Genomic DNA, 12,117 nt, shown 5'->3' on the forward strand with positions numbered 1-12,117 from the left:
CAATCTCCAGCATCCGGATGACTTCCGTGGGCATTCCCTCTCTGTGAGTGATGTGGTGGTACTGCATGAGAATGGCAAAGACACAGCCCATTATGTGGATTCCTTTGGCTTTACTGAAATCCCGGACTTTTTGCAGCACGACATGGCTCTGGTGGATGAAAAGACCTCCGGCCTTGCGGTGGAAGGACACTTTGGCACATGGCACACTATTGAAAAGGTACAGGTGGACGGCAAGGATTATTTCCTCATGGAACATGATGAATTCGGAGATGAAGCGGCTGGCGTGGTCGTGGACAGCAACGGAAGGCTCATGGCCGAGGATGTCACCTGTGGTATTGAACCGAGTGTTGTTGCTGCTATCCGGGAGACCGAAGCTGACTTGGCCGCACAGGCTCCCACATTGGATGTGCCGCAGGAAGCTGGTGCCAAAGACCAGATGCAGAGAAACCACCTTGCTAAGGTGGAAGAGATGGTCGAAGATGACTACGGCATGATTGACGGGATCATCAACAACGGCTCTAAAGCACAGGAGGAAGAAAAGTCCGAAGGCAAAAAGCCGTCTGTGATGGAGAAGTTACAGGAGAAAAAAGCGGAAGTGGAGAAGGCCGATAAGGCAGCTCCGGAAGTCAAACGTCCCAAGTCCAAGGACATTGACCTGAGCTAAAAAATAGCCCGGTGTGGGTTGTCACGATGATGTGGCAGCCTGCACCGGGCTTTTCTTTTTATTGCATGTACTGTTGATGTCCTTCAAAGAAGCTGTTGTAGTCACATTTCAAAATGTCGGTGAGGGCGATCAGCAAGTCTACGCTGGGGTTATTCAGGCCAAGCTCCACCTTGCTGTAAGTGCCGGTTGTAATATCAATTCCCCGCAGTTGCAGCTGTGCGACAATCTCCTTATTCATCAGGCTTTTTTTGCTCTTAATCGCCGGAGGTTCGTGCCGACCAGCGGATCCTTGTGTTGATTTATGCGTTCCATATAATCCTTAGCGTTATATCTCCTTAGCTTTATGATCCGAAAGATATTCAATAGCAGTTAGATAACTATGAAAGAGAAAATCAATCAACAGCCTGTTCTTTCTTATGTCTTGCAACAGCATTATTATATGCAAGTTTTAAGTATTTATCTGGTGCCGGTGGTGTGCCTTTTCCTGCCTTTTGTTGCTGTAATACTTCCGAATAGCCACGTTCGTATTTTTTATATTCCTCGCCAAACTGTCTCTTATATTCATCCATGAATTCATCGGCAGTACAAATAAACCCTAAATCAGCTAAGACTTTATCTGCGTGTTGCTTTAACTTTGGTATAGCAATATTTACTTTCTTTCTGGACATGTGTCTCTCTCCTTTTTATTGATTTTGCAACCTTAATGCCCGAGATTGCGAATTTATTTCTGTTAATCAGATTCTCAAAGTCAGATTCCATTGAGCTTATAATGTCATTATACCACTGATGGTGAATTTACACTACTTCAAAATACACCTTTCAGCGCACTCGACACGAACTCAAATGTTTGGCGATTTTCTCTGCCTGTGATATAGTAATTGAAATATACAAACGGAGGGATTGGCATGAATGATTTTGAGTATTTCGGGAAGTTGGTGGAACAGGCACGTGAGGAAAAAGGCTGGTCTCAACAACGACTTGCGGATGAAGTAGATGTAGATGTTAGAACAGTCAAAAAATTAGAAAGTGGAACTGGCAATCCTCCAATGGAAGTGGTGCTAAAATACATCTTTCTCTTGAATATTTCTCCCGCTATGCTGTTTAATCATGACCCTTGTGAAGCTGGTTTGAAATTGGATCACATCTATCGAGAGCTTATTCCTTTTTCTCAGGAACAGATTAAACTGCTTAGCGACAGCGCACTACACCTGCGGAGATGGAATGACAACCATCCGGACGTTGAAACATTTGAAGATTACTGCCGAGTAGTGGGAGAAATCAATGCGCAGTTCCCCCAAAATAATAGTTGAATCTAAAATCTCCGTGTTGGAGCCATGTTGTGGTTCCGCACGGGGATTTCCTTTGCATAAAAACAAGACGCTACGTATCGCCACATGAGCAATCCGTAACGTCAGTCTGTAAATCTCACTATGTCATTTGGTGTGCATCCGACAATCTTACACAGCTTTTCCAGCGTGACCATCGTGATGTTCTTGTTCTTTTTCAGAGAATCCAGAGTCTTATTGTCAATGCCGGATTTCAGCAGTTGATATTGAGTGACTCCTTTTGCCTCCATCGTTTCCCATAAAGGGCTGTAATCGTAGATTTTAACCACCAGCTTTCGCTTTCTGATGGTTAAATTATATGTGGAATTGAGGAAAATAAATATTGTGGGTATACCCACAATACGATATAATATGATCGACTGGAAATGACAGGATGCGTTTATTTCCGTCAAGACTGTTTTACCAGACTATGAAGTAGCGGAGGGTACGGATTTGAAAAAGAAAAAATGACAAAAGAGGAAGCGGAGAATATTTATAAGAAAGTGGCTTTATTGCATAATACAACTGTAGATGAAGTCAAGAGACAAATCAAGCTGGCCATGATTGCGGGCATGTGCAATCAGAGTCCGGAGGTTCAGAAGCGCTGGAGCGAGATTCCCCATGATGGAGATATATTGACTCCAGAAGAATTGCTTATCTATTTGAATAGCGAGATGATGAATAAGGATGGAAGAAACTGAGCTGCGTAAACATCGGTGCTGCTTTACCGGTCATCGTCCTGAAAAACTGAAAGTGGCAGAAGATATTGTGATTTCAGAATTGCAGGCAGCTATAGAAGTAGCCATTGAGCAAGGTATGACGGACTTTATCTCTGGCATGGCAAAAGGCGTTGATATTTGGGCAGCGGAAATAGTGGCGCGGCTAAAGAGCAAGTATCCAACAATCCGGCTTGTATGTGCTGTCCCGTATCCGGGCTTCGGTCTTCACTGGAAGAACGGATGGACAGAACGCTTCGAGGCAGTCCTTAAACAAGCGGATTCTGTCTACTATATCTCGCTCCACTATAGCCCAAGAGTGTTCCAGATAAGGAATCAGTGGATGGTCGATCATTCTACTCTTTTGATTGCAGCCTACAGCGGAGCAGCTGGTGGCACAAAGAATACACTTGATTATGCAAGTCATGATAAGGAGTGCAGCATCATGTATTTACCATCCATGAGCAATGAGACAAAAGAATAGGATCTGCGAGGTACTGTAATATGCGAATTGAGAGGAAGTTTGAGACAGCAGCAAATGAGGAAATTGCGGCATATCAGAGAGAGACAATGATGGAGAACGCAAAGAAAACTCCGGCTGAGCTGAAAGCTGACGAGTTGGAATTGAAAAGCAGCTTTGAGCGGATGATGGCTAAGATCGCCCTGAAAGAAAAATACTCCCATCGAGTGCTGAATCCGACAAAGTGGAAGGCCTTTGAACGGTTCTATCAAGCTGCCATTAAAATGGCCGAGGATACGCAATCTAATATCCTGATTGAGTCAGATGAAGAAAGCAAAGCAACGATCACAATCAGCAACCGTACCCTTGTCTTCCAGAAAGAATATACTAATCCGGTTACGTCTGTCTTTTGCGATCTGATGTCCCATGCGAAAGAGTGTTGGATTCACTCAAAAGATGGCGGCATTGAGATTATCTTCTGGTTTGAAATTTGTGATGAATTTATACGGACTGACTTATATAATAAGGAATTGCAATAGACGAGACCGGCACCTGAGTAATTATGTTCAGGTGCCGGTCTTTTGGAATAGAGCTTATCGTTCTTTCTTCGCTTCCTGTGTTGTAGACAAATCGCTACCGAGGATGCTCTGAATATTGGTGTGAATGGTCTGTAGCTCCCTACTCCTTGCTCTTGCAAAGGAATAGGTCTCGTAGAGATCATTCTTCTTCTGAACCAGCTCTTCTTTTTCCGCTTTCAGCATTTTCATGGAAGGCAGCTTCCCGTCTCCCTGCGCTTCCTTCAGCGCAACTTTTGCCGCTTCAAAGAGCATAATTTCGGCACGGTGTTCTTCCAGAAAAGCAGCTTTGTCTTTCGCCTTTTTGTATTGGTCATAGACCTTCTTGTTTCCGAAGTATTGTCCAGTGTTTTTGATCTGCATGTTCACCGCTTTCAGGCGCTTTTCGGTTGCCATGAGCTGATCATGTGTGGTGCTGGTCAAGGTACTGGCTTCACTGAGGACTGCCTGTAATTCTTCAATGGTGCCAATGCCATTTTCCTGCAAGTAAGCCACGGTCTTTGCCATCAGCTGGAGGTTCCCAACCTTCACCTTCTGCGCATAGAAGCGGTTCTCCTGTGCCTTGATGCAATTCTGTAAATCGGTGATCAGGCGGATGGAGTTTTGCGGTTTTGTAATCGCTCTCTGGCCTTTGGACATTTTCGGTTTCTTGGCCTTTGGCTCCTGAGTGTGGAACAGATCAATCTGCTGTGGCTTGTGGGTGGAGATGTATTGCTCTATATACTCTTTCCCAAAGTCTGTGCCAAGCTGCCGGGAGGTAATTGGTTTGCTGCGGTCGGGGTGCAGATAGCTGAATCGGCCACGGCTCTCCTTGACTTCAATGCCATATTGTTGGAAGAGGATGTGCTGGAATTCTTCCAAGGTTTTGCTCTGGAGCATGGCTTGGGTAATGGCCTTGCGGAGCGTGTCTTTTTGCGTTTCAAATACTGTAGTTTTTGGAGTGAGACCAGCTGCTTCAATCTGCTCATTTTTTTCATCCAGCTTGGCCTGCCCTTTGCGTCTTGCCCAGTATTCCTTCTCGGACACATGCACCTTAGCGGGAGATAAAAGGTCAACCTGATACAGGTTTTCCCTTTGGCATAAATCCATTGTCTCCTGCTTCAAGTATTTCAGATAATCTCGTGACAGGTGATGCTTGTTACCGGCTCGGCTATCGCTTGGCCGTTCCATAAAATCCTGCCGTTCCACATCCAGCTTTCTTAGGCTATTGATGACGATGTGGACGTGGATATTCCCAGAGCTGTTGTGGCCGTCTGGATGGGTACAGACAATGGCCTGATGGCCGGGAAAATTCTTGGCGGCAAACTCCATTCCCATCTGCTGCGCTCGTTCCGGGGTCAGATCGTTTTCGTCCCGGTCACGGGGATCAAAGCTGATGATGTAGTGGTGAGATTTGATTTCTTCTCTGGTGTTGTTTTTGCGGTATGCCTGATTGAGCTTCATACACTCCAACGCATAGGTATCCGGTGTACAATGGATGCCTTCAATCAGGTAATTGTCACGAAGTATCCTTCTCCCGTTCTCGTCCAAAATCTCCTTATGCGTGAATTCATCATGCTGGTAAATCAGATAGCGTTCAGCAGCTCCATAGTCTGCGTTTTTGCTGGCGATATGTTTAATGATTGCCATAGGCTTCCCCCACGATCTTTAGGATGTCATACTTCAAGTCATCCAGATCCAAAATGGCTGTGCGTACATCGGTGATAATGTCCGGTGTGGCAGCTCCGCCGCTGTTGAGATGACGGGCAATCTGGTTGAGATTGCTGCCAATCTTACCGTACTCTGCGATCAGATTTTCCAGCTGCTCCATGCGGATTCCACCAAGGTCATAATGAATGTGTACTTTGGCTTTCGTCAACGCTTTCAGAATGTACTCTGACATGGATATGTTGCTTTCTTTGGCCTGCTGGCTGACCAATTCGTACTGCGATTGCGTCAGGTTCACACTGACACGGCAGCCTTGTTTCAGTATTTTTTCTCTATGCGGGCGTGGCATTGTGTGCCTCCTTTCCGGTGATACGTCACCGTGCGAATATTTGCAAAATATGAGCCGACATTGCCTGCAATGTCCACGAGGGTTTGGGGAGCGTAATCCCCAACAAGTTGCCCGTAAGCGGCACAAACGAAAATCGGGAGATTTGAGTTTTGTGCAGCACGGGCGAAACTTGCTCTTTGTTTGTTGAGTAAAAGCCCTCTACGTTAAAGTGGGGACGCAAACGGAGGAAGCTGACGCAGAAAGTGATGAAATATACGAGATGGGGCTTTTACGAATTGCTCAGCCTGCGGAGGATGGCGGCGAAGCGCCATTCTCTAAAGGGCGGAGCAACATTGTTCAAAAGCGAAAAGATTTTGAACAAAAGCGTCGAGAACGTGAATAATTTGCTTTTAATTATGTCTGGAAAATGGTATACTGAACGCAGAGTGTTTTTTAATCAGTTTCCCAATGATGCGGAGAAGGAGCAGGCAATTATGGATGTATGTTACAACAAATTATTTAAGCTGTTGATTGATAAAGGCATGAAGCGGTCTGAGCTAAAAAAGAAGGTTGGCCTCAGCCAAGGCACCCTCGCCAAGCTCTCAAAAAATGAAACGGTCTCAATGGATGTTATCGTGAGAATCTGCCGGACACTGGATTGCACGGTAGATGAAATTCTTGATATTGTTCCGAGTCCGGATAATGGGACAGCTGATGATGTACAATCATAAGGGAAGGTAGAACAATGGAGAGAAAAGAATACAGTGCCGGTGCTGTAAAACTGTCCTTCTGGTTCATGGAATTCCGCAAAGTCATTAGTCTCCTGAATGAAGGAAAGCAGTTGGAAGATATTAAGCAACTTAATAAGGCAGAAAACATCTTCGGTGCGCCAACGAAGGATCGTGCAGAAAAAATATATAATACGGTTGCAGCTCGGATCAGCTGCTTGCCGTCTTCTTTCTACACTATTTTTATGGAGAGTGACATAGCCACGCAGAAGCTCTTTGCGTTGGCAGCTGCTATGGCGAACGACACATTGTTTTTTGATTTTGTGTATGAGGTTATCCGGGAGAAGATGATTCTCGGAAGCAATGAGTATGCAGACAGTGATGTGAGGATTTTCTTTAAGAATAAACAGGTGCAGGACGAGAAAGTGGCCGGTTGGACAGAAGCAACCATCAAGCGCCTTGGCACTTGCTATAAAACGATGCTTTTTGAAGCAGGCATGACGGATAAAGGAAAGACAGTTCGTGCAATTAAGCAGCCGATACTGGATCCGGTATTCTCCCATTGGCTCATGGACAATGGAATGGAGCTGATTGCTAAAGCGATAGCGGGGGTGAGATAATGGCAGATTTAGAAGAGCGCCTTGACCAGCTGGAAGCGGCTATTAAAAAGCCGTCACTCCGCCAGAACAAAGGCAAGGCCAATGAAGTGAATTACTGGGTATTTGATTATCCGCCGGAGCGGGAGCTGGATGTCCGTGAGCGGATCGCCTATATGAAGAACAAAAACTCCAAGGGCAGTGATGGATTTGAGTTGGTGGTTTTTGATCTGTATGACCTGATCATGGATCATTTGGAGAGCAAAAACTTCATCACAAAATGCGAAGATTTTGAAAAGCAAAAGGGATTTGCCCGTGTGGCAGCAGCTGTGCAGCGCACTCTGAAAATCACGGATAAGGACAACCTGATTGTGAGCTACATTGCTAAGCATATCCCGGAGAATGCAGTGGTGTTCCTGACCGGTATCGGCAAGTGTTATCCTTTGCTGCAAGCGCCGGAGGTCTTTAATAAGGTTCTTTACAACATGCCGCAAGAGTACGCAGCAGTTCCTATGGTGCTTTTTTATCCTGGCACCTATACCGAACAGGAGCTGGTTGTATTCAATGAATTGAAAGAAGATAACTACTATCGGGCATTCCGGATAGTACGCTAAGGAGGATAAAGAGATGCTGATTCGAGATATGTTTGCCAAGCCCATTGACCGTGAAATTCAGGGTGTCATCATTGTCGGGCAGGATGAAAACGGCAACGTGCAGCAGGAGCTGGAAGAGTACGTTGTTACCAGAGAGCTGCAAAAGCACTTTGCGGATTTCTTTGCTTCTTACAAGAAAGGAATTGTGGGAACCACGCCTAAGATGGGCGTGTGGATCTCCGGCTTTTTTGGAAGTGGTAAATCTCACTTTCTGAAAATCCTTTCCTACCTGCTGGAGAACCGTGAGGTTGGAGGCAAGCGGGCGATTGATTACTTTGTTGACGATAAGAAAATTGTAGATCCAATGGTGCTTGCTGATATGCAGCTGGCAGCCAACACCTCCACGGATGTGGTGCTGTTCAATATTGACTCCAAGAGCGATTCCAACGGCAAAGCAAGCAAAGATGCCATTGTAAATGTGTTCCTGAAAGTCTTCAATGAGATGCAGGGATTTTGTGGTTCCATGCCCTTCCTTGCTGATCTGGAGCGCCGCCTTACAGAAGATGGCCGGTATGAGGAATTCAAAGCGAAATTTGAAGAAGCGTATGGAGACAGCTGGGTGGATTCCCGGCAGGACTTTGACTTTATTCAGGACACCATTGTGGAGGTTCTGGAGGGCATGGGCTTCATGTCGGAGCAGGCTGCCCGTAACTGGTGTGAGAAAGCAGCGGAACCGTACCGGATCAGCATTGAAGATTTTGCAAAACGTGTGAAGGCATATATTGAGCGTAAGGGCAACAACCATCATGTTGTCTTTCTGGTGGATGAAGTCGGTCAGTACATCGGTGATGATTCCAAACTGATGCTGAACATGCAGACAGTTACCGAAGAGCTGGGCAAGGAGTGCAACGGCAAGGCATGGGTCATTGTGACCAGCCAGCAGGATATTGACTCCATTACCAAGGTGAAGGGCAATGACTTCTCCAAAATTCAGGGACGGTTTGATACCCGCCTCTCCCTGTCCTCTGCCAACGTGGATGCAGTCATCAAGAAGAGAATTCTGGAGAAGAATGACGTGGCAGCTCAGACGCTGCGTCTGCTTTATGGGCAAAAAGCAACCATCATCAAAAACCTTGTTGTCTTCAACGATGGTGTAGAGAAAAAGCTGTATGCAGACGAGAATGACTTCTCTGGCGTATATCCCTTTGTTCCGTATCAGTTTAACCTTTTAGCGAGTGTGCTGACCTCCATCCGTACCCACGGTGCATCCGGTAAGCATCTGTCCGAAGGTGAACGTTCTATGCTGGCTATGTTCAAAGAGTCGGCTATGGAGTATATGGACGATCCAGACGGAACCATTGTGCCGTTCCACGCCTTCTACGATGCGCTGGAGAATTTTCTTGACCATAGCCATAGAAGTGTGATTTTGAAAGCCTATGAGAACAGCTTTATCAATCCTGACGGCAAAGAAACAGGAGTATTTGCCATTGATGTGCTGAAAACGCTGTTCATGATCAAATACTGCAACGATATTTGCCAAGCGAATATCGACAATATCACCAGTCTGATGATCTCCAATATTGATGATGACCGTCTTGTGCTGAAAACACAGGTGGAAGAAGCGTTGAAAGTGCTGATGCGTCAAATGCTGGTGCAGAAGAATGGGGACATCTATGTATTCCTGACGGATGAAGAGCAGGAAATCAACCGTGAGATTGATAGCCAGAATGTTGAGATGGCTGAGGTCATCAACAAGGTCTCTGAGATGATTTTTGAAGACATCTTCACAGACAAAAAGTACCGTTACCCTGCTTTCAATGGTCGTTACTCCTTCGGCTTCAATCAGGCCGTGGATGATCGGCCTTATAAGTCCAGTCAGAATTATGATGTGGGAGTACATATCCTGACTCCTGCCAGCGAGGTCAGCATGGAGGAAACCACGCTGCGCATGATCTCCGGCCAAGGCAAAGAGGTTCTGGTTGTGCTGCCGGATGACCGTGCTTTTATGGATGAAATCCAGACTTACTTAAAGATTGAGAAGTTCCTGAGATTGAATACGTCTGGTTCTTCTGCCCTCTCCAAATACGAGAGCATCAAGGAAGCTAAACGTCTGGAGATGCGGGAACGCAACAGCAATGCCCGTCTGTTTTTGGTGGAATCCCTGAAAGAGGCTACCATCTATGTCAATGGAGACCGGGCGCAGCTTTCCTCCAAGGAAGTTTCCAGCCGGATCACAGAGGCCATTGGCCGCTTGGTTATTACGGTTTATCATAAGCTGTCCTACATTGATACTGCTATGGGTGAGGATGACATCCGGAAGATGATGCGTTCCTCCAATCAGTTGTCCCTGAATCTGGAGGGCGGCAAGGAGGCCAACATTCACGCACTGGATGATGTTCTCCAGTTTGTAGCAATGAATACCCACATGCACATGAAAACTTCCATGAAGACTATCAAAGACCGCTTCATGAAAGCTCCTTATGGTTTTGTAGAGGATGATGTGGAGTGGCTGGTTGCCCGTCTGTTTAAGCGTGGAGATCTGTCCTTCACGGTCAACGGTGCCAGCGTTACCCTGCTGAATAAATCAGATGAAGAGATCGTCAACCTGATTACCAAGAAGGCCAATGTGGAGAAGCTGCTGATGGAGCAGCGTGTCCGTGTGTCTGATAAAGATAAAAAGATCGTTCGGGATGTGATGAAAGAGCTGTTCCATTCCTCTGCTGTCAGCGAGGATGAAGACTCCATGATGAAGACCTTCCAGACCTATAGCCGGAACCTGATTAACGAGCTGAGTATTCTGGAAGCCCGATATGAAGAACGCCAGTATCCCGGCAAAATGGCTGTTCAAAAAGGCAAGAAACTCCTGAGTAACGTATTGCAGCAAACTACTCCGCTGGAGTTCTTTAAGGCCGTAGCAGCTGCCTCCGAGGATCTGATTGACTTTGCCTATGACTATGAGCCGATCAAGGCCTTCTTTGGCGGTGAGCAGAAGACCATCTTTGAGCGGGCGCTGGACATGTTGGCAATCTACGATGACAGCAAGACCTATATCGTGGATGCAGAGCTGGAGGATGTGGTGGCTCAGATGCGCAGCATTCTTCGCAAGGCGGAGCCGTATGGTGATATTCCCAAGCTGCCGCAACTGCGGGAGCAGTTCATGAACGCCTACAGTAAAGTGTTGCAGGTGCAGGAAGCGCCTGTCTATGCAGCCATTGATGAAGCAAGAAGCCGCACCTTTGAAGTTCTGAACACCAAAGATTATAAGGAACAAAAGAAGGAGCGCTACTTGGGCTTATTCATGGAGTTGCATGAGGAAGCCTCTCACTGCAATAACGTCTCCCGATTGAGAGCCTATGCCGACCGGGCAGAGGCCTTGAAGCTGCGTCTCTTGAATGAGATGGATCAGATGGATGCGGACATTGCCCGGAAGAAGGCGGAGGAAGAGGAACGTAAGCGCAAAGAGGCAGAGGCCAAGGGCGAGAAGCCGGATATTCCAGCAGAGCCCCCCAAGCCGCTTCCCAAGGTTAAGAAGAAAAAGCGTGTAGCGATCAAATCTGTCACGCTGACATCCTCTTGGCGGTTGGAGACCGAGGAAGACATCGAAAAGTATCTGGCAAGCCTGCGTGAGAACCTGAAAGCGCAGCTGGAAGAGGATACGATTGTGAACATTGAATTCTAAGGGGAGGATGCGGTATGGAACCGAATAACAGTGCATTGATTAGTGAACAGTCCTTCCAGATGATGAAGGCGGATTACAATTTTGACATTGCTCCCTGCGAGATGAATTACGACTTTGAGGACAGGAGTAGGTTTACCAAGATGGAGGTTAGCCCTGCCCAGAAGATGTATGTAAGTTCTCTCTTGCAGCAGCTTCCAATGGCAGCAACAGCTGGAACGCTGGCAAACGCATATACTGCCAGCTTCCCGGCAGGACTTCCTCATACATTGACTGCTTTGCAGCAAGGCGGCTTCGGCTCTATGATCCGGGAGAATGGGAAGTTTGTGGGTTCCGCTTCTTTCTACGGAATGACAGGACAGGCAGCTCTCCTTGGTGCGTTTAGTGCTATGTCTATTGCTACCGGGCAGTATTTTCTGACACAGATCAATAGCGAACTGAACAAGATTAACCTGAAAATCGACAAAATCTTGGAGTTCCTGTATGGGGACAAAAAGGCTGAACTGATGTCAGAAGTGAGCTTTGTGAAGTATGCTTACCAGAATTATGGTTCCATCATGGAGCATGAATCGCAGCGGATCGCTACCATCAGCAGCTTGCAGGCTGCAAAGAAGATTGCCATGAAGGATGTTGAATTCTACATGAGTGATCTGGATGCTACAGTGAATGATGAGGCCAAGAAGTACACGGATTTTGATGCTATTGCCAATAAGGCATTCCAGATTAAAGAGAGCTTGGAGCTTTCGATGCAGCTTTATATCATGAGCAGCATGATGGAGGTATACTATTCTCAGAACCAAGATGCTTTG

General features: G+C 46.5%; 15 protein-coding genes. 10 read left to right on the plus strand and 5 right to left on the minus strand.

Features of this window, described 5'->3' with window-relative positions:
* Positions 1–664 (plus strand): YodL domain-containing protein (locus TQ39_RS18755; RefSeq protein ID WP_050006665.1); only part of this gene is annotated, 664 nt, incomplete at its 5' end.
* A 58-nt stretch (positions 665–722) separates the two neighbouring features.
* Here TQ39_RS18755 and TQ39_RS18760 read toward each other — a convergent pair.
* Positions 723–902 carry a helix-turn-helix domain-containing protein gene (locus tag TQ39_RS18760; protein WP_242853546.1) on the minus strand — a complete coding sequence of 60 codons (180 nt, stop codon included), beginning with the start codon at positions 900–902 and terminating at the stop codon, positions 723–725.
* 154 nt (positions 903–1,056) lie between these two features.
* Positions 1,057–1,332: a hypothetical protein gene (locus TQ39_RS18765; RefSeq protein ID WP_050006666.1), complete on the minus strand. Its 276-nt coding sequence runs from the start codon at positions 1,330–1,332 to the stop codon at positions 1,057–1,059.
* A gap of 237 nt (positions 1,333–1,569) precedes the next feature.
* Here TQ39_RS18765 and TQ39_RS18770 point away from each other — a divergent pair, with 237 nt between their 5' ends.
* Positions 1,570–1,974: a helix-turn-helix domain-containing protein gene (locus tag TQ39_RS18770; protein ID WP_050006667.1), complete on the plus strand. Its 405-nt coding sequence runs from the start codon at positions 1,570–1,572 to the stop codon at positions 1,972–1,974.
* Between the two features lie 101 nt (positions 1,975–2,075).
* Here the strand turns inward: TQ39_RS18770 and TQ39_RS18775 are convergent, their stop codons facing one another.
* A complete protein-coding gene (locus TQ39_RS18775) occupies positions 2,076–2,240 on the minus strand; it encodes a helix-turn-helix domain-containing protein (protein ID WP_338092849.1) in 165 nt (54 codons plus the stop codon).
* A 216-nt stretch (positions 2,241–2,456) separates the two neighbouring features.
* Between TQ39_RS18775 and TQ39_RS18780 the strand changes: the two genes are divergently transcribed.
* From TQ39_RS18780 to TQ39_RS18790, 3 genes are read left to right on the plus strand one after another with little or no spacing between them, the layout of a single operon-like run.
* The gene (locus tag TQ39_RS18780) at positions 2,457–2,690 is read left to right on the plus strand and encodes a hypothetical protein (protein WP_050006668.1); all 234 of its coding nucleotides are present in this window, start codon (positions 2,457–2,459) and stop codon (positions 2,688–2,690) included.
* Entirely contained in the window at positions 2,677–3,189 is a 513-nt protein-coding gene (locus tag TQ39_RS20015) for an SLOG family protein (protein ID WP_069955782.1), read from the plus strand. The genes TQ39_RS18780 and TQ39_RS20015 overlap by 14 nt, the downstream gene beginning before the upstream one ends.
* A 20-nt stretch (positions 3,190–3,209) precedes the next feature.
* Positions 3,210–3,704 (plus strand): hypothetical protein, encoded by a 495-nt coding sequence (locus tag TQ39_RS18790; RefSeq protein WP_050006669.1) that lies wholly within the window; start codon positions 3,210–3,212, stop codon positions 3,702–3,704.
* 54 nt (positions 3,705–3,758) lie between these two features.
* On the opposite strand, the gene TQ39_RS18795 is transcribed toward TQ39_RS18790, so the two are convergent.
* Positions 3,759–5,369, minus strand: a complete 1,611-nt coding sequence (locus tag TQ39_RS18795; RefSeq protein ID WP_050006670.1) for a relaxase/mobilization nuclease domain-containing protein — start codon at positions 5,367–5,369, stop codon at positions 3,759–3,761.
* Positions 5,356–5,736, minus strand: coding sequence for a plasmid mobilization protein (locus TQ39_RS18800; protein ID WP_050006671.1), 381 nt, complete (start codon positions 5,734–5,736; stop codon positions 5,356–5,358). The genes TQ39_RS18795 and TQ39_RS18800 overlap by 14 nt, the downstream gene beginning before the upstream one ends.
* Positions 5,737–6,209: 473 nt before the next feature.
* Between TQ39_RS18800 and TQ39_RS22055 the strand changes: the two genes are divergently transcribed.
* The 5 genes from TQ39_RS22055 to TQ39_RS18825 form a co-directional block, all read left to right on the plus strand.
* The gene (locus TQ39_RS22055; protein WP_050006676.1) at positions 6,210–6,446 is read left to right on the plus strand and encodes a helix-turn-helix domain-containing protein; all 237 of its coding nucleotides are present in this window, start codon (positions 6,210–6,212) and stop codon (positions 6,444–6,446) included.
* 14 nt (positions 6,447–6,460) lie between these two features.
* Entirely contained in the window at positions 6,461–7,063 is a 603-nt protein-coding gene (locus TQ39_RS18810; RefSeq protein ID WP_050006672.1) for a DUF1819 family protein, read from the plus strand.
* Entirely contained in the window at positions 7,063–7,653 is a 591-nt protein-coding gene (locus tag TQ39_RS18815) for a DUF1788 domain-containing protein (RefSeq protein ID WP_050006673.1), read from the plus strand. The genes TQ39_RS18810 and TQ39_RS18815 overlap by 1 nt, the downstream gene beginning before the upstream one ends.
* A 13-nt stretch (positions 7,654–7,666) precedes the next feature.
* Entirely contained in the window at positions 7,667–11,311 is a 3,645-nt protein-coding gene (gene brxC / locus TQ39_RS18820) for a BREX system P-loop protein BrxC (RefSeq protein ID WP_050006674.1), read from the plus strand.
* Positions 11,312–11,325: 14 nt separating this feature from the next.
* A partial coding sequence (locus tag TQ39_RS18825; protein WP_156146423.1) for a hypothetical protein occupies positions 11,326–12,117 on the plus strand: 792 nt, incomplete at its 3' end.

Source organism: Ruthenibacterium lactatiformans (genome assembly GCF_000949455.1).
In the GTDB taxonomy this organism is placed as follows: Bacteria; Bacillota; Clostridia; order Oscillospirales; family Ruminococcaceae; genus Ruthenibacterium; species Ruthenibacterium lactatiformans.